Origin of the sequence: Pseudarthrobacter sp. PvP004 (assembly GCF_017876035.1) — a bacterium.
In the GTDB taxonomy this organism is placed as follows: Bacteria; Actinomycetota; Actinomycetes; order Actinomycetales; family Micrococcaceae; genus Arthrobacter; species Arthrobacter aurescens_A.
Genome location: NZ_JAGINL010000001.1, coordinates 3,410,554 through 3,437,553, shown reverse-complemented (window position 1 = coordinate 3,437,553; position 27,000 = coordinate 3,410,554). Strand labels below are relative to the sequence as shown.

Sequence of the window (27,000 nt, the reverse complement as noted above, 5' to 3'; positions counted from 1 at the left end):
AAGAATGGGGGAGGATCCCATGCCCGCTATCGTGATCGTCGGAGCCCAGTGGGGCGACGAAGGCAAAGGCAAAGCAACCGATCTGCTCGGTGGCCGCGTTGACTACGTGGTCAAGCCCAACGGCGGTAACAACGCCGGGCACACCGTGGTTGTTGGCGGTGAGAAGTATGAGCTGAAGCTCCTTCCCGCGGGCATCCTGAGCCCTAATGCCATCCCCATTATTGGCAACGGCTGCGTGGTGAACCTTGAGGCCTTGTTCCAGGAAATCGATGGCCTCGAAGCCCGGGGCGCGGACACATCCCGCCTGCGCGTTTCGGCCAACGCCCACCTGGTTGCCCCGTACCACCAGGTCCTGGACAAGGTGACTGAACGGTTCCTTGGCAGCCGGGCAATCGGTACCACTGGTCGCGGCATCGGTCCGGCGTACATGGACAAGGTGGCCCGCTTGGGCATCCGCGTCCAGGACGTCTTTGACGAGTCCATCCTCCGCCAGAAGGTGGAAGGATCGCTTCGTCAGAAGAACGAACTCCTGGTCAAGGTGTACAACCGCCGCGACATCATTGCGGACGAGATCGTGGAGTACTTCCTGTCCTTCGCCGAGCGCCTGCGCCCGCTGGTCATTGACAGCACCCTTGAACTGAACAATGCCCTGGATGAGGGCAAGGTTGTGCTCATGGAAGGTGGCCAGGCAACGTTCCTGGACGTAGACCACGGCACCTACCCGTTCGTCACCTCGTCCAACCCGACGGCCGGCGGCGCGTCCGTTGGCTCGGGCATTGGCCCCACCCGCATTTCGCGGTCCATCGGCATCATTAAGGCCTACACCACGCGTGTTGGCGCCGGCCCGTTCCCCACGGAACTGTTCGACGAGATGGGCGTTTACCTGCAGAAGACCGGTGGCGAGTTCGGTGTGAACACCGGCCGTCCCCGCCGCTGCGGTTGGTACGACGCCGTCCTGGCCCGCCACGCTTCCCGCGTCAACGGCTTCACGGATTACTTCGTCACCAAGCTGGACGTCCTCACGGGCATCGAACAGATCCCGGTTTGTGTTGCCTACGACGTTGACGGCGTGCGCCACGATGAAATGCCCATGACGCAGACCGAGTTCCACCACGCGGTGCCCATCTTCGAGTACTTCGACGGCTGGACCGAGGACATCACCGGCGCCCGCACCCTGGAGGACCTGCCGGAGAACGCGCGCAACTACGTGCTGGCCCTCGAAAAGCTCTCCGGCACACGTTTCTCGGCCATCGGCGTCGGACCGGACCGCGATCAGACAATCGTTGTTCACGATCTGATCAACGACTAAGCACTCTTGAGTTCACGACGACGGCGGGTCGCCCGAGGTTCCTCACGGAACTTACGGGCGGCCCGCCGTCGCTGTATGAAGTACTCGGCCACCACCAGATTGATCACCCAGGCCGCCCCCATGAGCACAGCCCGCACGGTCTGGTCAGTGGGGCCTACGATCAGCATCCATGACAGCAGAACCAGCGCCTGCGTCCCGGCTCCCACGGCGATTGCGTAGGCTCGCGTCATCCATGCACCGTGTGCAGCAAAGTCCCGCCGGCGTATCGCCAGCAGACCCAGCATGATGCTTCCCAGCATTCCGAAGCCGAAGATCAGGCGAAGAACCAGGAGGGACTGGCCGTCGGTTTCCGGGAGGGTGTAGAACACGGACATCCACAGGCCGGACAAGGCAGCTAGCAGCCCTGCCGGAACCAGGACGCGCCCGGCTGCCTGGTGCCAGGACCGTGTGCGCCGCTGAGGTTGGGAGCCGCGTTGACGCGGGTTAACGCGTCGAAGAGCGGGGACGAATTGAATCGCTCCCAGCAGGCTGTACACGGTGACTGTGACGATATGGGTCACCACCGGGATGGGCGAAGCGAAGAACCTGGCGTTCTCAGGCGTCACAGTTGCGCCGCCGGTGAGTTGGGTGAGGCGCGCCGCGCCGGCGATCACCGGGATGAGGCTGAGGATGATCAGCGCTGCGGGCACGCCCCAATTGATGCCGCGGCTCCGCGCCGAGGGGGTGGTTGTGGATGTCATGGCTGCTGCCTGCGTTCTTGGGTTGTTGGATGTTCTTCTATCACCGTGTGGGCTAGGTGTACGGTGTACACCTCTGTGGACCAAACACTAGGTGTACGCTGTATACCTGTCAAGGCCTAAACAGCCGTGGCTGAGTGTGAAGAAGGGAATTCCCATGACCCAGCTAGTGGAGACGCCGCGGCGGCTTCCCCTGAACCGTGACCGTGTGCTGCGCTCGGCCATTGCCCTGGCGGACACTGAGGGGATCGAAGCGCTCAGCATGCGCAGGCTGGCGCAGGAGCTTGGCGTTGTTCCCATGGCTCTCTACAAGCACGTCGCCAATAAGGAAGAACTCCTTGGCGGCATGGTGGACACCATGGTGGGCGAAATCGAAGCTCCCGTTGCGCGTGCTCCGTGGAAGTCTGCAGTCCGGCAGCGGGTCCTTTCGGCTAGGCAAGTACTCCTGCGGCACGCCTGGGCACGTCCCGTGATCGAGTCCCGCACTACCGTGACGCCTGCCGTACTCGGGTACATGGACAGCTTTGCGGGGATGTTCCTGGCCGGAGGTTTCTCTGAGGACCTCACGCACCACGTGATGCACGCCATGGGTAGCCGAATGTGGGGATTCACCCAGGAAGTCTTTGATGACCCGGCGGAACCGGGCCCGGATCAACCGGAAATGCAGGCCGCCATGGCACGGCAGATGGCGGAGAACTACCCTAGTCTCTTCAGGATCGCCGTAACGGCGGCACATGATGATGAGTCCGTGGTGGGCAGCGGCTGCGACGACCAATTCGAGTTCGAGTTTGCCCTGGACCTGCTCCTGGACGGATTCGAACGGCTCCACCGGCAGAAGTGGACATCAGACGGGGGTAATCACCGATGAGCACAGCGATTGACGACGGAGTCGGGTTCCGTTCCCGGCGTGGGCCCATTCTGATTGCGCTGATGTTGGCCACTGGGCTGGTGGCGATTGATGCCACCATTGTTGCCACGGCCGTGCCGTCCATTGTGGAGGACATCGGCGGTTTCGCCTCATTCCCGTGGCTGTTTTCGGCCTACCTGTTGGCGCAGGCAGTGTCCGTACCTGTTTACGCCAAACTCTCTGACGTCGTGGGCCGTAAGCCGATGATCCTGGGTGGAATTGGGCTCTTCCTGCTCGGCTCGATTTTGTGTGGGCTGGCCTGGAGCATGCCGGCTCTCATTGCTTTCCGTGTGCTCCAAGGACTCGGGGCGGGGGCGGTCCAGCCCGTGGCAATCACAATTGCCGGCGACATTTATACCTTGGCGGAGCGGGCAAAAGTCCAGGGATATCTGGCTAGTGTGTGGGCTGTTTCCTCGGTTGTAGGACCCACTCTGGGAGGTGTCTTCGCCTCGCTGGGAATCTGGCGGTGGATCTTCCTGATCAACATCCCGCTGTGCCTGCTGGCGGGATGGATGCTCCTCCGCACTTTCCACGAGAACGTGGAGCGGACCAAGCACCGCATCGATTACTTGGGAGCAGGGCTGCTGACCATTTCGTTGAGCCTGCTGATCCTCGGGGCCCTTCAGGGCGGCCAAGCATGGGCTTGGGACTCGACGATCAGCATCTGCGTTTTTGCCGGCGGAGCCGTGTTGTTGGTTGCTTTTCTCTTGGTGGAAAGGAAGGCGGCGGAGCCGGTCCTGCCACCTTGGGTTGTCTCCCGCAGACTGCTGGCGACGACGGCGATGGTCGCCTTCGGTGTAGGTGCGGTCATGCTTGGCATCACTTCCTACGTCCCCACTTTCCTTGAGGGTGCACTGTCCACGTCACCCCTTCTGGCGGGCCTCGCCTTGGCGGCGTTGACGATCGGCTGGCCCATCAGTGCGTCGCAGGCCGGCCGGTTCTACCTCCGGATCGGTTTTAAGAACACGGCCATCATCGGCATCGTGATCACGGTGATCGGCACGGCCGTCCTTGCCCTCACCGCCCCTACGCCCAACATTTTGCTGGTGGCAATGGCTTGCTTCATTGTTGGGATCGGTCTGGGGCTGGTAGCAACGCCCAGCCTCATTGCCGCGCAAACCAGCGTCGAATGGAATGAACGCGGCGTAGTCACGGGCACCAACCTCTTTGCGCGTTCAATCGGCAGCTCCATCGGCGTGGCCGTTTTCGGTGCCTTTGCCAACGCCATTTATGCCAACGGACCCAGCGGCGGCCCCGATTCACAAACCACCGTCAATGCGTCCTCGGCCGTCTTCCTGGCTGTGCTCGTCAGCGCCGTCCTCACTGTGGTGGCGGTTCTTGTGATGCCCGCCGACCGAAAGCGCAGCAGCGATGCACCGGCACGGAAGCCCAGCTCGGAACCTGCCAACGACTAGTCTCGAACACATGGAAGAACTGATCACCGGCCCCTTGGAAAAATTGTTCGAAGGCACCGTGTGGGCGGAGGGCCCTGTTTGGGTTCCGCAGTCACAGACCGTTCGCTGGAGCGACATCCCCAATAACAGGATCCTCGAGTTCACGCCCGCCACCGGCGCGACCAGCGAGTATGCCACCGGCGTCGAATACACCAACGGGCGCACGCTGGACCGTGACGGTAGCGTGGTGCAGTGCAGCCACGGCCGCAGGCGCGTTGAGCGGGACCACGACGGCGTGGTGACGCCGATCGTTGAAGCGTTCGGTGAGCATCGGCTCAACTCGCCCAACGATGTTGTGGTGGCCGGGGATGGCACGGTCTGGTTTACCGATCCTCCCTACGGAATCCTGCCGGGAACGGTGGAAGGACATGAGGGCGAACAGGAGTACGGCGGCTGCTACGTGTTCCGCTTCGACCCGGAAACGCAGGAACTGACTCCGGTGGTCACGGATTTGGTCCACCCTAATGGCCTTGCGTTTTCACCGGACGAATCCCTTTTGTACGTGGCTGACACGGCGGGCCGGGGCCACGGAGTGCCGTTCCGGATCGCTGCCTATCCGGTTGAGGCTGGAGCATGTGGACAGGGTTGGACGTTCGTTGAACTCGAGGACGACGCGGCTTCGGACGGGTTCCGGGTGGACGTGGAAGGCCGGGTGTGGACGTCCGCGGGATCGTCAGTGCGCGTGTATGCCCCCGACGGTGCGCTGCTGGCCGCCGTCGAGATTCCGGAAAGAGTCTCCAATGTGTGCTTCGGTGGGCCCGATGGGCGCGACCTTTACATGACGGCGACGACGTCGTTGTACCGGCTGCGGACCTCGACGCGGGACACCACCATGAGAGTACCCTGAACACAGCACCCGCCACTGCTATCAAGGGAGTGAACGTGTCAGGCAGCAACCCCGACCCATACGAAGACAAGATCACTGGCCTGGAGCCGGGCGGAGGAGTGCCGCCAGGGGAGACCCCTCCTGGCGAAGCCTCCACCGCCGGTCCCCAAGGCCACGACGAGGGCGGCCCCAGGAAGGGCACTCAGGTTTTCTGGTTGGCTGCCATCGGTGCCGGCGTGCTGCTCACGCTGCTGTTCTTCATCGGCTACATCGTGGGTTTCTTCGACTAGATCTCCCTTTTACTCGACGAGCTTCCCAGCGACGGAGTCGTCCGCGTTGGCCTGGGCCAGGGCTCGGAAGGAATCCGGAGCGGGCGGCAGGCTTTCGAAGCTGACGCCTTCATCTGTTGACCAGACAAAGTTCCCCTGCAGCGAGGGATCTGCCGTCGGGAAGTCAGCACGGTTGTGGGCGCCGCGGGTTTCGCGGCGTTCAAGGGCGCACTCAAGGGTGGCTCGTGCTGCCAGCAGGGAGCCGAGAAGGTCGTAGGCGTGGGCCAGGTCATCGAACCCTGCGATGTCCGGGTGGGCGGTAACGAGCTGGGCGCGTTCCTCCAAAGCGGTCAGCTTAGCGAGTCCTTGTTCCAGTCCCTGTTCGGTGCGCACCACCCCGGCGTGTTCGGTCATGAGGTTGCGTAGTTCGCGCTGCAGTCGCCGTGCCGACTCTGTTCCGCGGTCACTGAGCAGTGACTGCATTTCCCCGCGGGCTATTCCCACAGCGGCGGGATCCCGGACGATATGGGTACGCGAATGGACGTAGTCGGCCACATGCTCGCCGGTAATACGTCCGTAGACGAGGAGCTCAATCAGTGAATTGCCGCCGAGGCGGTTGGCGCCGTGCAGCCCGGAGGATGCCTCGCCGATTGCGTAGAGGCCGTTCACTCCCGTTCCGTGGTCCTCCGGTGCAACCCAGACCCCGCCCATCGAGTAATGAGCGGTGGGCGCAATTTCGATTTTGGTGGTGGTGATGTCCAGCATCTGCAGGTCGATCATGGTGCGGTAGACCCGTGGCAGCTTTTCCATGATGGTTTCCCGTGGCAGATGGGAGACGTCCAGGTAAACGCCGCCCTTCTCGGTCCCGCGACCTTCGGCGACCTCGGTGAATGCGGCCAGCGCAACCCGGTCACGGGTGGAAAGTTCCATGCGTTCGGGGTCGTAGCGTTCCATGAAGCGCTCACCGAGGCCGTTGGTGAGGATGCCTCCTTCTCCGCGCGCTGCCTCGGAGACCAACGTACCGGCCGCGTCGTCGGGCTCCAACAGGCCGGAAGGGTGGAACTGAACCAGCTCGGCGTCGCGGATCCGCGCTCCGGCCAGGGCGGCCAGCCGGAAGGAGTCCCCGGTGTTCTCATCGCGCCGGGACGATGTGTGCCGCCAGATGCGGGTATGTCCGCCTGCGGCCAGGATCACCGCATCGGCGTGGATCTGCACGGGGGTGCCGTCCACGATGTCGAATCCATATGCGCCGAAGACGGTGCCGTCAGCGACGAGCAACCGTGTGATGTAGACGGTGTCGATGATTGGCACGTTCAACTCTGCGGCCCGGCGCATCAGCGTGCGCTGGATCTCCAAGCCGGTGTAGTCCCCTGCGTAGGCGGTGCGGCGATATTTGTGGGCGCCGAAGAAGCGCTGTGAGATGCGGCCATCCTCCTCCCGGGCGAACGGCATGCCCCACTGTTCAAGGTCCTCGATACCGCGGGCCGCGTTGCGGGCTACTGTCTCGACGATGGACGGGCCGGCCAGGAAATAGGACTCCCGCAAGGTGTCGGCGGCGTGCTGTTGCCAGCTGTCCTCGGGATCCATAGTGCCCAAAGCAGCGTTGATGCCACCGGCGGCCAGGCTCGTGTGGGCGTCATGCTTGCGACGCTTACCCACGGCCAGCACCTGCACCCCCTGTTGGGCGAGTTCAATTGACGCGCGCAGGCCGGCGCCGCCAGTGCCGATGACCAGCACGGAGGTAGACATAAGGCGTTCTGGAATGGTGTTGAGGTTCATGCTGTCAACGCTAGAAGGAGCCGCATCATGTATCCAATGAATTGTTCGAGTGAAGTTGATGCATTTATGCTATGACCATGAAGCTAGAGCAGTTACGCTCCTTCGAGGCGATCGCCCGAGTGGGCCATTTCACACGCGCAGCCGAGCAACTGTTTCTCGCGCAACCTTCTCTCAGCAGGCAGATCGCAGCTCTTGAGGCCGATCTTGGAATGGCTCTTTTCCACCGCGGACCGTCCGGGGCGACCCTGACGAACGCGGGGGAGCTCCTCCTGCCCATCGCCCGCCGCATGCTCGGTGACGCGCAGACGGCACGGGAGCAGATGAACGAGCTTGCAGGTTTGCGCCGGGGCCGCATCCGCCTGGGCGCCCCACCTACCCTGTGCGTCTCACTGGTGGCTGACGTACTGGCCTCTTTCCGAAGCGCGCATCCCGGAGTGGAATTGCACATCACTGAAGGCGGCTCCCGTTTCCTGGTGGATGCCCTCAATGAAAGCGCACTGGACCTGGCTCTGGTGGTCACCCGTGGAACGGACCCCGCCGTGCAGGGCACTGAACTGATTCCGTTGCTGACTGAGGAACTGGTGGTTGTCTCCGCCGCCGGATCGGCTTCGCCGGAAGAACTCACCCTGGAAGAGTTGGCGCGCATTCCGCAAGTGGCTTTCAACCGTAGCTATGATCTGCGGATGGCCACCGAGGCTGCGTTCTCCGCCAGCGGCTTGGAACCTGTGATCGCCGTGGAAGGCGCCGAGATGGACGCCGTGCTGCGCTTCGTGGAAAGGGGACTGGGCGTGGCGGTGGTGCCGGCAATGGTCGTCATCGGCCGGCCCGGACTGCGCAGCGCCCGCCTGGTCAATCCCTCGCTGTCACGCACCGTCAACCTGGCCCGGCGCAACGACATTGGACCATCAGCAGCCGCAGCAGCAATGCAGGAGTTCATCTTCAGCACAGTGGATCGACTAGCGGCGCCCGGCACCGACCTTGCACGGCTGGTCACGCCAACAGCACGTCACTGACGGTCATCAGATCAGGCCGAGATTCGCCACGGCGGCGCGCTCGTCGAAAAGCTCAGCGGCTGTAGCGTCCATCTTCCTGCGGCTGAAGTCGTTCACTTCCAGTCCTTCAACAATTTCCCAGTTTCCGCCTGAGGTAGTTACTGGGTATGAATACATGAGACCTTCGGGCACCCCATATGATCCGTCGGATGCAACGGCCATCGAAACCCAATCGCCCTCGGGGGTGCCGAGCAGCCAGTCGCGGGCTGCGTCGATGGTTGCCGACGCTGCCGATGCCGCAGAGGACGCGCCCCGGGCCTCGATGATCGCTGCGCCTCGCCCGGCAACCGTGGGGATGAAGTCGTTCTCTATCCAGTCCTGATCGTTCACCACCTCCGCCGCGTTTCTGCCGGCGACTTCTGCGTGGAAGATGTCCGGATACTGCGTTGCAGAATGATTCCCCCAGACGGTCATCTTGCGGATATCTCCGACCCTGGCGTGGGTTTTGGCAGCGAGCTGTCCTATGGCGCGGTTGTGATCCAGCCGGGTCAGGGCGCTGAATCGCGAGGCCGGGATGTCCGGGGCGTTGCTCATCGCAATCAAGGCGTTGGTGTTGGCCGGATTGCCCGTCACGCCAATACGGACGTCGTCGGCCGCGACCCGGTTCAGGGCCTTGCCTTGTGCAGTGAAAATAGCACCATTGGCGCTGAGAAGGTCGCCGCGCTCCATGCCCTTGGAACGCGGACGGGCGCCAACGAGTAAGGCAAGGTTGACGCCGTCGAAAATATGGTCGGCGTCGTCGCCGATTTCCACCGAGTCGAGCGCGGGAAACGCGCAGTCGTCGAGCTCCATGACAACACCCTCAAGTGCCTTCAACGCGGGCGTGATCTCCAGGAGCCGGAGTTGCACTGGAGTATCGCCACCGAACAGGGCACCGCTGGCGATCCGGAACAGGAGGCTATAGCCGATCTGGCCAGCCGCGCCGGTCACAGCGATCTTGATGGGACTGCTCACGTGAGTTTCTCCTTATCGATGTGAGGTCGATGGGCTTTGCAAGCTGTATGTCATGGTGCCACAGAGCAGTGGGTCCCAGTGCCGGCGGGTACAGCTTCATCATAATTTCCGATGTTGTTGCGCGGTTTTATTCGCTATGCAGATGCACTTTGGGCGCGTGAGAATGAATTAACCGTCACAGAAAAAGGGCCACAGCGCCCCTCATTCCAGCCGATGCTCCCAACGACGGGAGCCATCTATGCGCGCTGTGACCTTTCGCCAAATAGGAGATCACATGTCAATCCAAGAGGTTGAGGTCCTCGTCGTCGGCGCGGGCCAGGCCGGGGTAGCGATGAGCGAGCACCTGAGCGAGCGGGGAATTCCCCACATCGTCCTGGAACGCCACCGTATCGCCGAGCGGTGGCGTTCCATGAGGTGGGATTCCCTGGTTGCCAACGGCCCCGCCTGGCACGACCGTTTCCCGGGCCTGGAATTCACCGACACCGAGCCCGGCTCGTTCCCCTCCAAGGAACAGGTCGCCGACTACTTCGTGGCGTACGCCCAGAAGATCGGGGCGCCCATCCGTTGCGGTGTTGAGGTGACTTCCGTGCGCAGGAACGTCGGTGCGCCGGGCTTCCATGTGCAAACGTCCGATGGCGAGTTCAACGCCCGCTACGTCGTAGCTGCCACCGGGCCGTTCCAGCGGCCGGTGATCCCCGCCGTCGTTCCCGAAACCGCAGGACTGATGCAAATGCACTCGAGCTCCTACCGCAACCCTGGCCAGTTGCCGGAAGGTGCCGTGCTGGTGGTCGGGGCAGGGTCCTCGGGCGTGCAGATCGCCGCGGAAATCCAGCGTTCAGGCCGCCAGGTCTTCCTCTCAGTTGGGCCACATGACCGCCCGCCGCGGAACTACCGCGGCCGGGACTTCTGCTGGTGGCTCGGAGTGCTCGGCAAGTGGGACGCCTCCACTCCCGCTGCGGGCGCCGAACATGTGACTATCGCAGTCAGCGGGGCGGACGGCGGCCACACGGTCGATTTCCGCGCGCTCGCAGAGAACGGGATCAAGCTCGTGGGACGGACCACGGCGTTCGATAACGGAACCATGCGTTTCGCGGATGACCTCCGTACCAACATCGCAAACGGCGACGCACACTACCTGGAGTTGCTCGACGAAGCCGACGCGTACGTTGAACGCAACGGCTTGGACCTCCCCGAAGAACCCGAGGCCCGCTTCCTGCGACCCGATCCGGAGAGCCTTACCAACCCCATCCGCGAGCTCGATCTCGCAAGTGCCGGAATCACGTCCATCGTGTGGGCAACAGGCTTCGCAGTGGACTACAGCTGGCTGCAAGTGGACGCGTTTGATGACAAGGGAAAACCCCTCCAGCAACGCGGTGTGTCCACCGAACCCGGCGTCTATTTCCTGGGCTTGCCGTGGCAGTCACGCCGAGGCTCCAGCTTCATCTGGGGTGTCTGGCACGACGCCAAGTACGTTGCCGACCAGATCACCATCCAGCGGAGCTACCTGGTCCACAACGAACAGGACGCGCTGGTGGCGAGCGGCGCCGTCTGACTGGGGGGACAAGCACAGTAAAGGGACCATGCCACATCGGCATGGTCCCTTTGCCGTGTCCAACGCCGCGCTTTGCTGGCGCACGCCCGGCTTTGCTGACGCACGCCCGGCTTTGCTGACGCACGCCCGGCTTTGCTGACGCACGACAAAGGGCCCGACGTCGGCACTCGCGTGAGTGCCGACGTCGGGCCTTGCGGGGTTGGTGACGTCAGCCGAGCCCTGCCAGCGACGTGGCCGAAAGAGCCGCCTCCATTTTCTGCGAGTCAAGCAGCCCGCGCTCAATCACCAATTCGGCAATGCCCCGATGGGAGGCGAGAGCCTCCTTGGCCAGTTCGGCTGCAGCGGCGTACCCGATCAGTGGTGCCAAGCCGGTGACCACGCTGATCGATTCGACCATCCGTTGCTGCAGCAGCTGCGTATTCGCGGTGATGCCGTCCACGCAGTGCGTCCGGAGTTGGCGGCAGGCCACGGTGAGCCATGCGATCGACTCAAGCAAAGCGTCAGCAATGACCGGCTCGAAAGCATTGAGCTGGAGCTGCCCCGCCTCCACGGCCATGGTCACGGTCGCATCGGCGCCGATCACCCGGAAGGCAACCTGGTTGACCATTTCCGGGATGACCGGATTGACCTTCCCGGGCATGATGGAGGACCCGGCCTGCACTGCGGGCAACGAAATCTCCCCGAAGCCCGTCTGCGGACCCGAAGAGAGCAAGCGGAGGTCGTTGCAGATCTTGGAGAGCTTCACCGCTGCCCTCTTCAAGACACCGGACACGAGCATGAAGACGCCAGTATCACTGGTGGCCTCCACGAGGTTTGTCGCGGAGGTGAGCTGCATGCCGGTAATGGAACTGAGCTCACTGATCACAGCTTCCCGGTAGCCGGGGGAAGCGGTGATGCCGGTGCCGATGGCCGTGGCTCCAAGGTTGGACTCCCGCAAGTGGGGAAGGAGTTCAAGGAGCCGGTGGCCGTCTTCACGAAGGGTGTCGGCGAAGGCCCCGAACTCCTGTCCCATGGACATCGGAACAGCGTCCTGCAGTTGGGTGCGGCCCACTTTGATGATGCCGGCGAACTCCGTTGCTTTGGCATCAAATGCTTGGATGAGCTGTGCGTGCTCCGCACAGAACGCCGAGATTTCCCGCTGCAGGGCAATCTTGATGGCCGTCGGATAGACATCGTTGGTGGATTGGCTGCGATTCACGTCATCAATGGGGTGCAATGCAGAGTAGTCGCCCTTACGTTGACCCATCAGCTCCAGCGCGCGGTTGGCAATGACCTCGTTGGCGTTCATGTTGGTGCTGGTCCCGGCTCCGCCTTGGATGGTGTCCACCACAAACTGGTTATCCAAGAGGCCATCCATGACTTCCAAGGAAGCCTTTTGGATGGCCGAGGATTTTTCCGGATCGAGCAGGCCCAAGCTTTCGTTTGCACGTGCTGCGGAGTATTTCACGGCCCCCAGGCTCCAGATGAGGGAACGCAGGGTGCCGATGGTTCGTCCGCTGACGGGGAAATTGTCCACCGCCCGTAGAGTACTGATGCCCCAGTAGGAAGCCTCGGGAACGTCAGCGTCCCCGAGGCTGTCATGCTCCCGCCGTGTTCCCGGGAGGGGAGAAGATGATTGTTGTGTCATGGTCCTGTTCCTGGAAGTGCAGTCATGGAATACCCGGCTACGTTGCCAGATAGTCCAGCGCCGTGAGTGCCAAGGCGGCTGCGCCGTCGTGAATGGCAAGGTTGGCTGCGTCACCGACGCAATGCGCGGCGAACTCGGGTTGGTGGTTTGCTGCCGGGAAGCAGCCGAGTCCTATATAGGGGTGGATGGCCGGCACCACTTGGGACACATTGCCCATGTCTGTTGAGGCCCGGTTCATGGTGGCTTGCTCCGGCGGTGCGTTGAAGTCACGGCCGAGAGTCTCCGCGTGCCGCACGTACAGCTCAAGTGCCCGCAGGTCCGTACGGAACTCCGAATAGGGCTCCGATTCCGCGGTAACCGACAACTCGCAGCCGGACGCCAAGGCCCCGGCCTCGAAGCACCGGTGAACGCGCTCCTCAAGCTCGCCCAACAGGGCAAGTGACTCGGCACGGACGTACCAGCGGCCTTCCGTTTTCTCAGGGATGGCGTTGGGGGCTTCGCCGCCCCGGGTCTGAATCCCATGGACACGGGTACCCGCCGGCAGTTGTTGGCGGAGGAGGCCCAACGCCACCTGGGCAACAATAAAGGCGTCGTTGGCATTGACTCCCTGATCGGGATAAGCAGCAGCATGAGCGGACTTGCCCCTGTACTCCACGTGGTTGTGGGCCACGGCGTACGGACGGGCTTCAGCGGAGTCCACAGGGCTGGGATGCGCCATCATGGCCAGATCCAAGCCCTGGAAGGCGCCTCTCTTGAGCAACTCGATTTTCCCCCCGCCGCCTTCCTCGGCGGGCGTCCCGTACAGTTCCACCGTCAGATCACGCTCGGCGGCGAACTGCGCCAAGGCCACAGCGGCACCGCACGAGATGGCCGTGATGATGTTGTGGCCACAGGCGTGGCCGAGACCTGGAAGTGCGTCGTACTCAGCCATGAGCCCAACGCGGCGGGAGCCCGTTCCGAAGACCGCACGGATCGCCGTGGGGAAGCCCAAGTACTCCCTTTCCACCTCAAAGCCATGGGCGGTCAGATAGTCGGCGGTCCAGGCGGCGGCGCGATGTTCCTGCCAGCCCAGCTCCGGGTTGGCGTGCAGGGCGTCCGAGAGCCGAACCAGGGAAGGCTGCTGGGCGGTCACGGAACCCAGCACCCGGTCGCGTTGGACAGCCGGAGCCGAGGTGGTTGCCGGTTCAGCGCTCATCGCCGGCCACCCCATAGCTGACGGAAGCGGCGGGGTCCAGGCCGCGGACCACGTAGTCCTGTCGCTGCGGAAGCCACACTTCCAGCAGTTCCCCCAGTTCAGCGATCGGATCCTCATGCCAGTCCACACGGAGGTCAGTGTCGCGCCAGCCGTGTCCGGACACCACCGAGATACCCGCTGAGCGCACAGGTCCGGCCTCGCCGCCTGCTGCCTCAGCGGCTCGCAGGGCAGCCATCAGGCGCACTTCCAGTTCGCCTTTGGCGCCTTCGAACGCGTCGCACAGGGCCTGGGCAACGCCCGGATGCGCCAGCATATTGCCGGCAGCCACGCTGTTCGCACCCCGTCCTTCGCCGAACAAGCCAAGGGTATGCGCGCCGCTGAACACGGCGGATCCACCCTTGGCGTCCAGAACCACCAGTTGCCGATAGTCCACGGCGGGTGATTCCTGTACGACGGCGTCCATCGCCTCTTGCGCGGAATATCCGGCTTGCATTCGGTCCAGCAGCGCTGTTCCCAGTCGAGGATCGGTGATGTTCTGGGAGCTGACGGCGCCGATTCCGTCACGCAGATGCGCGCAGCGGGCTGCAACGGCGGGGGAGGACGAGGAGACCGCTATGCCTAATCTGCCGTGGCTGTCGGTTGCGGCAATACTGAACGTCACTGCTGTGCCTCCGTGGAGAGCACTGCGGTGGCGTCGATTTCCACGAGCCACTCCGGGCGGGCCAAGGCCTGGACAACGATGCCGGTGGACACGGGGAACACTCCCTTGAGCCAGCGCCCCATGGTGCGGTAGACGGTCTCACGGTAGCGAGGATCGATGAGGTAGACGGTCACCTTGACGATGTCCTCCAGGCTGCTTCCGGCTTCCTTGAGCAACATGTCGATGTTGGCCATGGCCTTTTCCGTTTGGGCTTCAACGTCGCCAATGCCCACAGACTCGCGCGTCTCCAGGTCCTGTCCGATCTGGCCCCGAAGGTAAACCACGCCATTGGCCACAACGGCCTGGCAAAGATCGTTATCCAGGTTCTGCTCCGGATAGGTCTCTTTTGTGTTGAACGTACGGATACGCTGGTGCTTCATGTCGCAGCTTGCCTTTCAGTCCTGTTAGCCGGGTGCTCGTATCCTTCAGCTTCCTGCGGCGCGTTAAATCTGTCCAACAGTTCTTTTAGAACGATTGCATCGACTTTTCTGATGCAGGGTGTACTCTCGTGGCATGGATGTGACCCTCACGCAGTTGCGCTATTTCGTGGAAGCGGCAGCCCAGTTGTCCATGACAGGTGCGGCCGTCCGCCTGAATGTTGCCCAATCGGCAGTTTCGGCTGCGATTGCCCAGCTGGAGCGCCACGTAGGCACGCAGTTCTTCATCAGGCAGCGCTCCAAGGGCCTGGTGCTCACGCCGGCAGGGGAGCTCTTCGTCAGGGACGCGCAGGCGATCCTCGCGCAGGTTGAGGAGAGCGTTGACCACGCACGCGGAGAGCACCAGAGTGTCTCCGGTCGGATCCGCATAGCCTGCTTCAGCACGCTTGCGCCTTTCCTGCTTCCCGGTGTCCTGACCAAACTGCGGGAAGATCACCCCGCACTTGTAGCTGAAGTCATCGAGACCGATACTGCGGGCTGCATCGCCGCTTTGCTCAGCGGGCAGGCGGACTTGGCGCTGTGCTACGACCTGGACCTTCCCGAAGCGATAGCCCGTTCCGTGGTGGATACCGTTCGGCCTTATGTGGCACTGCCGCCAAACCACAAACTGGCAGGATCAAAGACCGTTCAACTGTCCGCACTGAGCGGCGAACCCTTTGTGTTGCTGGACTTGCCCCACACCCGTGACCTCATGATGTCCATCGCCAGGCTGGGTGGCCAGGAGCCGGACATCAGGTTCCGATCGGCCAGCTATGAAACGGTGCGCACTTTCGTGGCGCGCGGCCTCGGCTATTCCATCCTTCACCAGCGGCCACAGCACCAGTTGACCTACGACGGCGGCCAGCTGGCCGCCGTCGAAATCAGCGACGACGTGCCGGAATTGAAGACAGTTCTGGCGCACTTGAAGTCCCACCGCCCCACGGCGAGGGTGCGGGCGGTAGCGCAAGCAGTCAGGCATCAGATCGTCGCCGCCCGCTCGGCGCGAAGCTAGGTCCGGTTCCCGCTGCATCTGTTCAGCAGATGCAATTGGTGTTAAAAATCTATTCGACAGATCACAGTTCCGCGCTCGAAAATGGTTATACCAGCAATCGAGCGTGATCCACATCACGTGCCCTGGTGGCGCAGTCTCAGGTCGGTCAACGTCGACCGCCACAGGCTCGCTCTCCCCATCCCAGCATCGGATCTTTTCCTCCAGGAGGAACTGTGAACACCAATAACATCGAGGGGCAGATCAGCAGAAAGGGTTTGCGCACCAGCGTTGCCGCCGGTTCCATCGGCGTCTTTGTCCACTGGTTCGAATGGGCTATTTACGCCTACCTTGCGTCCACCATCGCCGTGGTCTTCTTCCCCCAACAAGACAGCACAGCGGCACTGCTGTCAGTTTTTGCCGTCTTCGCCATCAGCTTCGGCGTCCGTCCCCTGGGCGCACTGATCTTCGGAACCCTCGGCGACAGGATCGGCCGCAAGAAGACGCTGTCAATCGTGATTCTCTCCATGAGCGGTGCCACGCTGGTGGTCGGGCTACTGCCCACTTACGACGCCATCGGCCTGTGGGCGCCTATCCTGCTTGTGGCCGCCCGGGTGGTCCAAGGCCTCGCAGCAGGCGGTGAGTTCGGAAGCGCGGCCGCCTTCCTGGCCGAGTACTCACCCAGGAAGCACCGTGGATTCGGCGTCAGCTGGCTCGAATTCGGAAGCCTCCTCGGTTTCCTGGCGGCCTCGCTGGTGGTCTTCGTGCTCTCCAGCGCCATGGACGCACAAGCCATTGCCGGCGGTGGCTGGCGCATTCCCTTCCTGATCGCAGTTCCCCTGGGTGTCATCGGCTTCTACATCCGGTCCAAGATTGAAGACACTCCGGAATTCCGTTCCCTGGAGGAGCTGGGCAACGTCCCGCAGAGCCCCGTCAAGGAAGTCTTCACCAAACACCGCAAGCAGCTGCTTCAGATGAGCGGCTTGGAGATCATGATGCACGTTACCTTCTACGTGGTGCTGGTCTACCTCCTGACCTATCAGGAGAAAGTGCTGGGTTTCGACGCCGGAACAGCCGCGCTGCTTTCCACGGCGGCTTCCGTGGCGGGCCTGATTCTCGTACCGTTAGTGGGCGCGCTGTCCGACAGGATCGGCAGAAAGCCGCTCCTGATCACTGCCGCCGTTTCACTGGTGGTACTGGCGTACCCCTTGTTCCTGATCATGCAGACCGGCACAGCCTGGGCTGGCATTGTCAGCACCATCGGACTGGGCGTCATCCTGGCCCTCATCCTTGGAGTTCATGCGGCAGCAGCTGCCGAGCTCTTCCCCACCCGAACACGGCAGACCGGGCTCTCTATCGCCTACAGCGTCACCGCGGCCATCTTCGCCGGAACCGTCCCGTACGTCCTGACCTGGCTCATTGCGCAGACAGGAAACGACATGATGCCCGCCTTCTACCTGATCCTGGTGGGCCTTGTAGGACTTGCTGCTGTGCTGAGCATGAAGGAAAGCAAAGGCAAGAACCTGATGGACGAGGAAGAACTGCACTCGCCGGGAACGCCGTCCCGGGCAACGCAGGGCGTGGCGCACACGTAGACACACACCATCCAGTGGACAATTCACCCTCGCGTACGGGGGTGAATTGTCTGTTTGATGGGGTCAAACAGTGACGGCAAGCCGCGCCAGCGCCCGCTCCACCAGGTGCCGTTGCCGGGAACCGGTGACGGCGTCCGGATCCAGCATGGAGGTGACGTGCAGGCCCATCATGATGTTCAGCAGCTCATCGGCAACCGCATCCGGATCCGCCAAAGGTGCGCATTCGTCGTCGTGCTCTGCTTGGGCAAGGAAACCCAACACCAGCCCACGCCAGTGCAGCAAAGCCTCCCGACCCACTGCCCGCAGCGCGTCTTCCGTCTGCGCCCGCTGCCAGAAGGACACCGCCACGCGGGCCTCCACCACGGTGAGGGGATCGGCCGGAATGATCTCCAGGCACAACCTTCTGAGGGCCGAAAGGCCGCGACGGCCTGCCGTGCCAGCCGCGATGCGTTCGTTGGTGCGTTCGCAGATCAACTCGTAGGACGCCAGCAGCAGGGCGTCCTTATTGGGAAAGTAATGGGCCAGCACTCCCGGTGCCGCGTAGCCGCATTCACTGGCGATGTCCCGCATGCTGGCGTTCTCGATGCCCTGCTCCGCGATCAGCCGCCACGTGGTTTCGATGATGGAACGGCGACGTTCCTCGTGATCAACCAAGCGGGGCATGCTGTTCCTTCGTTCGGGCGGGTGGCCATGGCCGGACCGTGAGCACCCTACCACCGCGGGGACGCCGGGGCGCGCCCCCGCGGTGGTAGGTGCAGGTAAAACGCGGGTTACGCCCTCAGTGTCCGCAGGTGCCGGTGTTTTGCTCTGCAGGAGCGCAGTGTTCGGTGGAGGACGATGGCACGTTGAGTGTGGGGTTCTGATCGAAGAAGCCGTGCGGCTTCAGGGTGAATCCGGTGGTATCAACGGGCATGATAGGCCAGTCCTCGGGCCGCGGGAAGTGCGTCAGGCCAAACGAGTGCCACACTACGAGGTCCTGGCCATCGATGTCGCGGTCCTGAGCCACGTAACTGGGAAGCCCTGCACCTCCGGGGTGCTGGTTGACGAAGTCGCCTGCGGCGTAAAGCTCGTCCTCTGCGTGCTGCGTGACCCACAAATGGTGTTTGGCAAAAGCGGCCCGCGAAGCGATAGAGGAATCATCCGCCATGGCCAATGTAGGGTTGCCCTCCGGATAAAGGGTGTAGCCCACCGGGTGGCCCAGGTGATTCAGCGAGTCCGGGTTGCTGATGTGCCACACCCTTCCCTTGGTGCCATCGGCATCGCGGACTGCCTCCGATTCACGGGTCAGCACTGTGCGCTTTTGTGTGAAGGCGTTGCCGTGAGGGTTCCCGGGCCCCTTGGGAAGCCGTACAAGGTCCAGTTCCTCAACCCGGTTGGTGCCGCCGTCGATCATCATGTCCAGGCGCGCGCTGAAGAGGTGCTGGTGGTAAGGGGCACCAAGGCTCGGAGCGATCTCCGACGCGTAGGCGTAGTCCTTGTCCGGGAGTGCTGCCGTGAACACGATGCCCGTAGCCTTCGCCTCAAACTCGATGGTGCCGTCCAAATAGAGGTACCAGTAGAAGCCGTAATCGTAGTTGCCCACGGTGGTGAAGAAGGAGACCACCAGCCTGCGGTTGCGGCGAACCTCGTTGGAACCTGCCCACTCGTCCGTGTGCTTCCACAGGATTCCCGCGTCTTCCTCGTGAATGCAAATGCCGTTCTCGATCACGCGCGGATTGCCGAAATCATCTGCCACCACCGGGGACATGTAGGTGATATCGCCCAAGCAGTCGCAACCAAGCTTGAGTGAGTTGGCATCCCGGCCCACCAGGTATTCGCCGGAATCGAAGTAGTTCTGCCAGCTTCGGTACGGGGACGGGTCTCCATACGGCACCACCATTTCGGAGATGGATGCGCGGTGGACCACCGGGCGGCGCCGTCCCTGGTGCGAGTGGTGGAGCTGGTGGAGCACCAATCCCTCGCGGGCGTCGAAGCCGACGCGGAGGTCCCAGCCTGCCCAAGACAGATGATTGCCTTCCAAGGTGAAGCTGGGACCCTCGGGTTGGGTGATTTCTATTGGCTTCAAATCCGTGCGGAGCTCTCCGTGGATGGTGGGGTCGGTGTAGTTGCCGTTGACCTCTGGTACCGGAACCGGGCCGTCGTCGATCAGGTGGTTGACGCGCCGGTTCTCAATGTCCACGAAAGCCACCAACCCGTCGATCGGGTGGGCCCACGGGTGGTCCGCGGGGTGGTCCTGGCGGAATCCCAAGCCGCGGAGCAGTCGCTTGCCTTCCTCATTCCCGTACTCGAAGACGCCTGCGGAGAGGGGAGCGACGCGGACTTGGGCGGGGGTCAGGCCGCGGCTGGCCAGTGCTGCGTTCCACTGTGGATCTACAGCCAGAATGTCCTCAATGATCCCGAATTCCTCGAGAAGGACCGGCAGTTGGCCATCGATTTCCGGGTTGAGTTCACGCTGATCCAGGACGAGGCCTGTGGCCAGGGACAGCCTGACATCGAGGGAACGCGACTGCGCGGCGTCCCAGAGCATTGCCCGGACCAAGCGAGGGGCATCTGCTGCGTCTGCCTGGAAGACGGCCTTAGGTGGCTCGATCAGGCCCAGGTAAGCGAAGCGTGTGGTTTCTGCGACGAGCCCGGCATCGGCCAGGATCCGGCGCGCCTGGTGGATTTCGTGTGCCGAGAGCTGCTCAAGCGGATGTTGCCCCAGCGGAGCCTGCGTCGTTGCGGCCAAGGGGGTGGTCTGAAGGGTCATGGCACTTCCTGAAGTCGATTTTTGATGGTACAACTGTTCAACCAACGCTTTGATGTTACCCACCTCACAGGCCGGCGTAAAGTCCTTGACCCAAATGTCGCCGGCGGCCAGGAGAACCATGAACCAGCAATCCCGCCTACCCCGGCGGCGCGGCACAACTACGCCCGTTTCCGCGGGCCTCGTGGGCGTTGCTGCTGCTGGCAGCGCTGTAGCCCATGTGGTGGCAGCGGCCAGCGGTCCGGCAGGAGTGATGGCCTGGTGGATGGCCGCGATGGGCGCTGCGTGCTTGAGCTGCGCGGCTCCCATGGCGGGCTTTCCCGCCCGGACGTTCTGCGCCGGACAGGCCGCAACTCGTGCCGCTGGCCACCTCCTGGCCATGAGTGCAGCAATGATCCTCATCCATCTGGTCCTCCTGCTGGGACCTGGCAGCGGCCACCACGGTCACGTCCAGGGCGCATCCACTCCGGACCACCAGCCGGCCATGCTCATCCTCATCGGCGTTGAACTGCTTTGCCTTATGGCTGCTTCGGCGGCCCTCCGCATGACCCGCACCGCAACACCACACCCGAACTGAAACCCCACACCAGGAGTCACCATGAACACAACATCCACCACGCTGTCCTTCGACTGGCACGGCCGAGCCGACGCCCTGGCGATCGATGGCAGGGCATTTATTGATGGCGGGCGGGCAGCGGCAAGCACCGGGCTCGTCCGTCGCACCATCAGCCCGATTGATGGCCGAGTCCTCGCTGAGTTGGCCGCGTGCGGCCTGGCTGACGTCGATCGCGCGGTGGCGGCCGCGAGGCGCGCTTTCCCGTCGTGGTCCCGTTCCGGGGCCGAAAAGCGAAAGGGGCTGTTGCTGGCGTTGGCCAACCTCATGGAGTTGAATGCCGATGAGCTGGCCCTGCTGGAGACGCTGGACAGCGGAAAACCAATCCTGCAGACCACAACCGTGGACGTACCCGGCGCCATCTCCACGCTGCGCTGGTACGCCGAGGCTATAGACAAGCAAAGCGGTGAAATGCCCGCCGTCCCACCCGGCGCCACGGCCCTGGTGACCCGCGAACCCCTGGGCGTAGTGGCCGCCATTGTTCCGTGGAACTTCCCGCTGGAAATCGCGGTGTGGAAACTGGCGCCGGCACTGGCCTCCGGCAACACAGTGGTGCTCAAGCCGGCCGAACAGACCTCGCTGAGCGTGTTGCGCCTCGCCGAGCTGGCCACGGAAGCGGGTCTGCCGGATGGCGTGCTGAACATCATTACCGGTACCGGCCGCGAAGTAGGCGCAGCGTTGGCGCATCACATGGACGTTGATGCGCTGGCCTTCACGGGCTCCACTGCCGTTTCCCGAACACTGTTGGAAGCCTCAGGTCGCAGCAACCTCAAGCGACTAAGCCTGGAAGCCGGCGGTAAGAGTTCCAATATCGTCTTCTCCGATACGGCCGACCTGCCTAAAGCGGCAGCCAAAGCTGCTTTTGGGGCCTTCTACAATCAGGGCCAGGTCTGCTCTGCGAACTCACGGATCCTGGTGCAGCGGGACATCCATGAAGAGTTCGCAACCCTGCTTGCAGACGCTGCGGTTGGTTACCGGGCCGCGGATCCGCTGGCTGGTTTGGCCGGCAATGGCGCCCTCATCAGCAGCGCCCACACGAACGACGTCGAAGGCTGGATTCGGCGGGGACGCACCGAAGGTGAGGTGCTTTTCGGCGGTGAGCGGCTCGAAATCCAAGGCTCCGATGCCTACCTGGAGCCCACGCTCCTGGGCAGCCTCCCGGCGGACCATGACGTTCACCGCGACGAGATCTTTGGACCCGTGGCTGTGCTGCACGCGTTCGACTCGGAGGAGGAAGCGGTGCGGTTGGCCAATGCCACAGACTACGGATTGGCTGCATCCGTGTGGACGTCCAACCTGTCCCGCGGCCATCGGGTGGCAGGGGAGCTCCTTGCCGGAACAGTCTCCGTTAACACCGTTGACGCACTGGGAAACACCACCCCGTTCGGAGGCTTCAAGCAGTCCGGATTCGGCCGGGACCTCTCCCTGCATGCCTTCGACAACTACACGGCGCCAAAGACTACGTGGATCCAGTTCGACTGATCTATCCCATCTGAAAAAACGCTGATATGCATCGTTATTCCATGGTTTACCTGATGCAATTCACGCGCCTACGCTAGGGCTCACAGTGGACCGGACCCGGCACGTCAACGTAGACGAGAGCCCGCCCGCTCCCTCACATCGCACCAGTCGCTAAGACACCTTCCCTTCCCACCCTTCTTGCTCAGTAGCAAACTTAAGCAGTAGCAAAGGATCGATCATGGATCAGCCAGTAGCCTCAACGCGGCTCGCGCAAGAACAAAGCAAGCATCTGCAAAAATCCCTGGGCCGCTTCGACATCTTGTTGTTGGTGGTCGCCGCCGTCATCTCAGTGGAAGTCCTGGGCCAGGTTTCCGGGTTCGGCGGGGAAACCTTCACCTGGACACTCATCCTGGCCATCACATTTATGGTCCCCTACGGACTCATCTTCGCTGAGACAGGCGGTGCCTTCACTGAAGAGGGCGGCGTCTACGTATGGACAAAAATGGCCTTTGGGCGCGTGGTTGCAGCCATCACGTCCCTTTTCACCTGGGTGACGCAGCCCGTTTGGGTGGGTGGCGCCATGGCCTTCGTAGCAGTGGAAACCTGGTCCGAGTACGTGGGCCATGTGGACGCCGGAAGCCCTGCCGATTACATCTTCAAGCTGCTCTTCATCTGGATCACGGTGACCTCAGCGATCATCAGCTTGAAGCACGGCAAATGGCTACCCTCGCTGGGGGCCATCCTCAAGGTGGCGTTCCTGACCTTCTTCATCATTGTCACCATGATTTACGGGCTGCAGCACGGTTTCAACGGGCTCGACCTGGGCTTCTTCTCACCCACGCTTGCTGGCTTCCTGGGCGTCACGCCACTTCTGCTGTTCTCGTTCCTTGGCTTCGAGTCCGGGAACAGCGCCGCGGGGGAAATGAAGAACCCGGCCAAGGACGTTCCCATCTCGGTTGCCAGGTCCTCCATGATTGCCGCCGCGAGCTACCTGCTCCCCATCCTGGCCATCCTGCTGGTAGTGCCGTTGGACCAGATCACCGGCATTGGAGGTCTGTTCGGCGCAATCGCCACGGTCTACACAGTCTTTGGGCCTGCTGCGGAGGTCATGCTGTCCGTTTCCGCGGTGGTTTTCTGCTTCATCCTGGTCTCGCAAGGCGCCGCATGGATGATCATCAGCGACCGCATGCAGGCCATGGCTGCTGCAGACGGCTCCTTCTTCGGAGGTTTCTTCGGACGCTTCCACCCCAAGCTGGGCACCCCCATCCGCGTCAACACGCTCTCCGGTGTGGTGGCGACGCTGTTCATGCTCGCAGCCATGCAGCTCAGCGGCACCAGCAGCGCACTGTTTGGCGTAGTCCTCTCCATCGCGATTTCCACGTTCCTGCTCAGTTACCTGTTGGCCATCCCGGCTGCCGTGAAGCTGCGGAGCAAGTATCCCCACGCTGACCGGCCTTTTAAGGTTCCTGTCTCGGACACGGGCTTCCGCATTCTGGGTTTCATCTGCTTCGCGTGGATCCTGATCGGGTCCTGGGTGGCCATCTTCCCGGGGACACTGGATGTGCTTTTCGGCTTGCCATACGACTTCGAGGCAACGTGGGGCGTCTCGCAGTTCACTTTCGAGGCCTTTGCTCTTGGAACCCTCGGCTGCATTCTGGCCCTGGGGCTTGTTGGATATGCCCGCGGGAAGAAGGTCAGGGACGCGGTGGCGCCCGTGAGCGAGACAGCTGAGCTGGTCAACGACTAGCTGGGCACTAGCGGGCTTCGAGGTCCTCGAGTGTTTTGCCCTTGGTGTCCGAGGACAGGAGGGTTGCCACGGCCGAGACAACGCAGATGCCCAGCGTGGTCAGCCCGATGACCATGGGGATGTTCGCTGATCCCGGGGGAGCGATTGCCGTAAAGAGGCTCGGGAAGAAGGAAGCGATCATGAGCCCGATGTTTTGCGAGACCGCGAAGCCGGTGACCCTCATCCGCATGGGGAATTGCTCCTGGAAGAACGTGGCAAAGGTGGCGTTCCACATCTGGAAGAGGATGCCCTGAACGATCACGACGCAGACGAACACCAACGGGAGGCTGCGCTGTTCGATCGCCCACAGGTATCCCACGGTCAGCAGGCCGCCGGTGATGCCGCCGGCCACCATCAGTGCCCGGCGGCCGATCTTGTCGGACAGGGCGCCGAACAGCGGGATGGTCAGCACTGCGGCAACATTGGCAGCCATGGTCACCCAGAGGAACTCACTGCTGGAAAAACCGATGCCGTAGCCCTTCTGGGTGGCGAAGGAGACACCGAAGATGAGGGTGGCCATACCGATGACGTTGGTGAACGTCATGATGATGCACCGGAGCAAAACCCAGGGGTGGGTGCGCAGGAGGTCCACCAGTGGGAAGCGACGCTTGGCGCCGGCGTCTTCGGACTGGGCCAGGTATGCGGGAGGCTCCTCGACGCGGCGGCGAATGACGTATCCGGCCACGATCACTACGGCGCTGAGCAGGAATGGCAGTCGCCAGCCCCACGAGTGGAACTGCTCGTCGGGGAGGAATGCGGCGAGGGGAATAAGGACGGCCGTGGCCAGGATGGAGCCCACCTGTGTGCCCTGCAGGCTGAAGCTGGCGAAGAAGCCGCGCTTCGCGTCGGGGGAGTGCTCCACGATCATCGCACTGGCGCCACCGAGTTCACCCGCGACGGCGAATCCTTGGACCAGTCGGAGAATCACCAGGAGGACAGGAGCGAGGAGGCCCACCTGTCCGTACGTGGGCAGGAGTCCGACGGCAAAGGTAGCGAAGCCCATGAGCAGCATCGCGAAAACGAGCACCTTCTTGCGCCCGTGCCGGTCACCGTAGGCGCCCAGGATCACGGCGCCGAGCGGGCGGGAAACGTAACCTACGGCGTAGGTGGCCAGCGACGCGATGATGCCGACGGTGGGATTCTCCGTGGGGAAGAAGATGGTGGGAAACAAGAGCGTCGCCGCCAGTGAATACAGGGCGAAGTCGTAGTATTCCAGCGCGCTTCCGATCCAACCGCTCATGGCGGCTTTCTTCGGATCCTTCTGGCCGGTGGCTTCCCCTTGGGTTGAAGGGACGTCCCTCCCGTGCATCACGGTCATTGCGGCTGAACTCCTATGTCGTCGTTGGCAAGGAACAAGAGCTCTTCCCGTCCAGGACTGAACTTTTGGTGCTCATTCAGCGTGAGGAAGGTTACTTCTTGAATCGATTCATAAAGCATAGGACGTGACCTGCGCTACGTCAAGGCACGACGGCGGCGGGCCGCCGCGGGTTCCCTTGGAACCTGGGGTGACCTGCCGCCGTCGTTATTAATTACTTGGCCAGGAAGCGAAGCAGGATCTCGTTGATTTCGGTGCCGTGCGTCCAGAGCATGCCGTGCGGGGCGTCTTCGATCTCGACGTATTCGGCGGAGGGGAGGCGCTTGGTGAATTCGCGGCCCGTGGATTCGATGGGCAGGATGCGGTCGTCGGTGCCGTGGACAATCAATGACGGGACGGTGACCTTCTCGATGTCGGAGCGGAAGTCCGTGAGCCACGAGTCCACAACCGCGAAGGACGCATACCAGGACGAGCCTGCGGCGACGTTCCACGAATTCCGCAGCGCCTCTTCGCTGAGGCGGTTGCCCAGGAAGTTATCGGTGTTGAAGAAGTCGTTGTAAAAGTTGGTGAACCAGGCGTACCGGTCTTCGATGGCGGCGTTGCGGATGCCGTCGAAGACTGACGATGGAACGCCGGTGGGGTTGTCGTCCGTCTGGAGGAGGAAGGGTTCGAGCGAAGCCAGGAAAGCGGCTTTGGCTACGCGGGCTTCTCCGTACGTGCCGATGTAGCGCCCGACTTCGCCGGTGCCCATCGAGAAGCCCACCAGTACGGCGTTCTCCAGGTCCAAGGTTTCAAGCACGGTGTTCAGGTCTGCCGCGAAGGTGTCGTAGTCATAGCCCGTGGTCGGTTTGCTGGACTTGCCAAAGCCACGGCGATCGTAGGTGATGACCCTGTATCCGGCGTTCAGGAGGGCGGCTGTCTGCTTTTCCCAAGAGCCGCCATCCAGGGGGTATCCGTGGATCAGGACCACGGGCTGACCCGTCCCGTGATCCTCGTAGTAGAGCTCAATGTCCGTGGTGTTCTCGGTGCCGACCTTGATGAAGCCCATGATTTTGTTCCCTTTTCCGAAGGTGGAGAACGGTCGTTCTCCGGTTGTGTTTTTATCGTATAGAACGATCGTTCTCATTTCAAGTAGAATGGGCACATGGATATTTCCGAGGTCCGAAACCGCATCGTCGCCACCGCCGATGAGCTCTACAACGCGAAGGGAATCCAAGCCGTTGGCATGGATGAACTCCGTTCGGCGGCCGGGGTCTCGTTGAAAAAGCTGTACGGGGAATTTCCCTCAAAGAGCAGCATCGTCATGGCTGTGCTTAAACACCGGCATCAATCCTGGACCCAAGGGCTCGACGCAACCGTCCAGCAAGCCGGGACACCCCGCGAACGCCTCCTAGCCATCTTCGACTACCTCGCGGGATGGTTCTGCCAGGATTCTTTCCGAGGGTGCGGCTTCATCAACAGCTTCGCCGAACTCGGTGCCATCAGCCCGGACGTCGCCGAATATGCGCGGAAGCACAAGGAATCGTTCCAGGAATACGTTGCCCGGTTGGCTGGCGAGGCCGGCGCGCCAAAATACCTGGCACCGCAACTCGCGATTCTCGCCGAAGGCGCCCAAACCACTGCGGCCATCGCGGGAACATCCGACGCAGCCGGACAGGCGCGTCAAGCAGCCGAAGTCCTGATCGACGCAGCGCTGACTTCCAACTAGGCTTCTGGGAT

General features: G+C 62.6%; 24 protein-coding genes. 13 read left to right on the top strand and 11 right to left on the bottom strand.

Annotated elements, in window-relative coordinates; genetic code table 11:
• Positions 1-19: 19 nt before the first annotated feature.
• Entirely contained in the window at positions 20-1,309 is a 1,290-nt protein-coding gene (locus J3A64_RS15435) for an adenylosuccinate synthase (RefSeq protein WP_011773318.1), read from the top strand.
• Here the strand turns inward: J3A64_RS15435 and J3A64_RS15430 are convergent.
• Complete coding sequence (locus J3A64_RS15430; RefSeq protein ID WP_014920640.1) at positions 1,306-2,049, bottom strand: DUF2306 domain-containing protein; 744 nt, start codon at positions 2,047-2,049, stop codon at positions 1,306-1,308. The genes J3A64_RS15435 and J3A64_RS15430 overlap by 4 nt on opposite strands.
• Positions 2,050-2,203: 154 nt before the next feature.
• On the opposite strand from J3A64_RS15430, the gene J3A64_RS15425 reads away from it, so the two are divergent.
• Genes J3A64_RS15425 through J3A64_RS15410 form a run of 4 tightly spaced genes read left to right on the top strand, consistent with a single transcriptional unit; the run spans position 2,204 to position 5,523 of the window.
• Positions 2,204-2,914, top strand: coding sequence for a TetR/AcrR family transcriptional regulator (locus tag J3A64_RS15425; RefSeq protein ID WP_210064764.1), 711 nt, complete (start codon positions 2,204-2,206; stop codon positions 2,912-2,914).
• Positions 2,911-4,368, top strand: coding sequence for an MFS transporter (locus J3A64_RS15420; protein WP_210064762.1), 1,458 nt, complete (start codon positions 2,911-2,913; stop codon positions 4,366-4,368). Before J3A64_RS15425 ends, J3A64_RS15420 begins: the two co-directional genes overlap by 4 nt.
• Positions 4,369-4,378: 10 nt before the next feature.
• Positions 4,379-5,254 (top strand): SMP-30/gluconolactonase/LRE family protein, encoded by an 876-nt coding sequence (locus J3A64_RS15415; protein ID WP_210064761.1) that lies wholly within the window; start codon positions 4,379-4,381, stop codon positions 5,252-5,254.
• Between the two features lie 35 nt (positions 5,255-5,289).
• Entirely contained in the window at positions 5,290-5,523 is a 234-nt protein-coding gene (locus J3A64_RS15410) for a DUF6480 family protein (protein ID WP_011773322.1), read from the top strand.
• 9 nt (positions 5,524-5,532) lie between these two features.
• Here J3A64_RS15410 and J3A64_RS15405 read toward each other — a convergent pair whose 3' ends face one another.
• On the bottom strand, positions 5,533-7,281 hold the full coding sequence (locus J3A64_RS15405) for an L-aspartate oxidase (RefSeq protein WP_210064760.1): 1,749 nt from the start codon (positions 7,279-7,281) through the stop codon (positions 5,533-5,535).
• Positions 7,282-7,352: 71 nt separating this feature from the next.
• Between J3A64_RS15405 and J3A64_RS15400 the strand changes: the two genes are divergently transcribed.
• On the top strand, positions 7,353-8,294 hold the full coding sequence (locus J3A64_RS15400; protein WP_210064759.1) for a LysR family transcriptional regulator: 942 nt from the start codon (positions 7,353-7,355) through the stop codon (positions 8,292-8,294).
• Positions 8,295-8,300: 6 nt separating this feature from the next.
• On the opposite strand, the gene J3A64_RS15395 is transcribed toward J3A64_RS15400, so the two are convergent.
• The gene (locus tag J3A64_RS15395) at positions 8,301-9,287 is read right to left on the bottom strand and encodes a malate dehydrogenase (RefSeq protein ID WP_210064758.1); all 987 of its coding nucleotides are present in this window, start codon (positions 9,285-9,287) and stop codon (positions 8,301-8,303) included.
• Positions 9,288-9,561: 274 nt separating this feature from the next.
• Between J3A64_RS15395 and J3A64_RS15390 the strand changes: the two genes are divergently transcribed.
• The gene (locus J3A64_RS15390; RefSeq protein ID WP_014920646.1) at positions 9,562-10,839 is read left to right on the top strand and encodes an NAD(P)/FAD-dependent oxidoreductase; all 1,278 of its coding nucleotides are present in this window, start codon (positions 9,562-9,564) and stop codon (positions 10,837-10,839) included.
• Between the two features lie 208 nt (positions 10,840-11,047).
• On the opposite strand, the gene J3A64_RS15385 is transcribed toward J3A64_RS15390, so the two are convergent.
• From J3A64_RS15385 to J3A64_RS15370, 4 genes are read right to left on the bottom strand one after another with little or no spacing between them, the layout of a single operon-like run.
• Positions 11,048-12,466 carry an aspartate ammonia-lyase gene (locus J3A64_RS15385; protein ID WP_011773327.1) on the bottom strand — a complete coding sequence of 473 codons (1,419 nt, stop codon included), beginning with the start codon at positions 12,464-12,466 and terminating at the stop codon, positions 11,048-11,050.
• 37 nt (positions 12,467-12,503) lie between these two features.
• Positions 12,504-13,661: a M20 family metallopeptidase gene (locus J3A64_RS15380; protein ID WP_210064757.1), complete on the bottom strand. Its 1,158-nt coding sequence runs from the start codon at positions 13,659-13,661 to the stop codon at positions 12,504-12,506.
• Positions 13,651-14,322, bottom strand: a complete 672-nt coding sequence (locus J3A64_RS15375; protein WP_011773329.1) for a DUF1028 domain-containing protein — start codon at positions 14,320-14,322, stop codon at positions 13,651-13,653. The genes J3A64_RS15380 and J3A64_RS15375 overlap by 11 nt, the downstream gene beginning before the upstream one ends.
• Positions 14,319-14,741 (bottom strand): RidA family protein, encoded by a 423-nt coding sequence (locus tag J3A64_RS15370; RefSeq protein WP_011773330.1) that lies wholly within the window; start codon positions 14,739-14,741, stop codon positions 14,319-14,321. The genes J3A64_RS15375 and J3A64_RS15370 overlap by 4 nt, the downstream gene beginning before the upstream one ends.
• Positions 14,742-14,874: 133 nt before the next feature.
• On the opposite strand from J3A64_RS15370, the gene J3A64_RS15365 reads away from it, so the two are divergent.
• Positions 14,875-15,789 carry a LysR substrate-binding domain-containing protein gene (locus J3A64_RS15365; RefSeq protein ID WP_210064756.1) on the top strand — a complete coding sequence of 305 codons (915 nt, stop codon included), beginning with the start codon at positions 14,875-14,877 and terminating at the stop codon, positions 15,787-15,789.
• Between the two features lie 212 nt (positions 15,790-16,001).
• Positions 16,002-17,360, top strand: a complete 1,359-nt coding sequence (locus tag J3A64_RS15360) for an MFS transporter (protein WP_011773332.1) — start codon at positions 16,002-16,004, stop codon at positions 17,358-17,360.
• 63 nt (positions 17,361-17,423) lie between these two features.
• On the opposite strand, the gene J3A64_RS15355 is transcribed toward J3A64_RS15360, so the two are convergent.
• Both J3A64_RS15355 and J3A64_RS15350 read right to left on the bottom strand, forming a co-directional pair.
• Entirely contained in the window at positions 17,424-18,023 is a 600-nt protein-coding gene (locus J3A64_RS15355) for a TetR/AcrR family transcriptional regulator (RefSeq protein WP_014920651.1), read from the bottom strand.
• 115 nt (positions 18,024-18,138) lie between these two features.
• Positions 18,139-20,109 carry a primary-amine oxidase gene (locus J3A64_RS15350; RefSeq protein ID WP_210064755.1) on the bottom strand — a complete coding sequence of 657 codons (1,971 nt, stop codon included), beginning with the start codon at positions 20,107-20,109 and terminating at the stop codon, positions 18,139-18,141.
• A gap of 118 nt (positions 20,110-20,227) precedes the next feature.
• On the opposite strand from J3A64_RS15350, the gene J3A64_RS15345 reads away from it, so the two are divergent.
• From J3A64_RS15345 to J3A64_RS15335, 3 genes are all read left to right on the top strand, one after another.
• Positions 20,228-20,683 carry a hypothetical protein gene (locus J3A64_RS15345; RefSeq protein ID WP_011773334.1) on the top strand — a complete coding sequence of 152 codons (456 nt, stop codon included), beginning with the start codon at positions 20,228-20,230 and terminating at the stop codon, positions 20,681-20,683.
• A 21-nt stretch (positions 20,684-20,704) separates the two neighbouring features.
• The gene (locus J3A64_RS15340) at positions 20,705-22,201 is read left to right on the top strand and encodes an aldehyde dehydrogenase family protein (RefSeq protein WP_210064753.1); all 1,497 of its coding nucleotides are present in this window, start codon (positions 20,705-20,707) and stop codon (positions 22,199-22,201) included.
• 217 nt (positions 22,202-22,418) lie between these two features.
• Entirely contained in the window at positions 22,419-23,927 is a 1,509-nt protein-coding gene (locus J3A64_RS15335; protein ID WP_210064752.1) for an APC family permease, read from the top strand.
• 7 nt (positions 23,928-23,934) lie between these two features.
• Here the strand turns inward: J3A64_RS15335 and J3A64_RS15330 are convergent, their stop codons facing one another.
• Entirely contained in the window at positions 23,935-25,284 is a 1,350-nt protein-coding gene (locus J3A64_RS15330; RefSeq protein ID WP_011773337.1) for an MFS transporter, read from the bottom strand.
• 211 nt (positions 25,285-25,495) lie between these two features.
• On the bottom strand, positions 25,496-26,329 hold the full coding sequence (locus tag J3A64_RS15325; RefSeq protein WP_210064750.1) for an alpha/beta fold hydrolase: 834 nt from the start codon (positions 26,327-26,329) through the stop codon (positions 25,496-25,498).
• 96 nt (positions 26,330-26,425) lie between these two features.
• Between J3A64_RS15325 and J3A64_RS15320 the strand changes: the two genes are divergently transcribed.
• Positions 26,426-26,989 (top strand): TetR/AcrR family transcriptional regulator, encoded by a 564-nt coding sequence (locus J3A64_RS15320; protein WP_210064748.1) that lies wholly within the window; start codon positions 26,426-26,428, stop codon positions 26,987-26,989.
• The last annotated feature ends 11 nt before the right edge of the window (positions 26,990-27,000 follow it).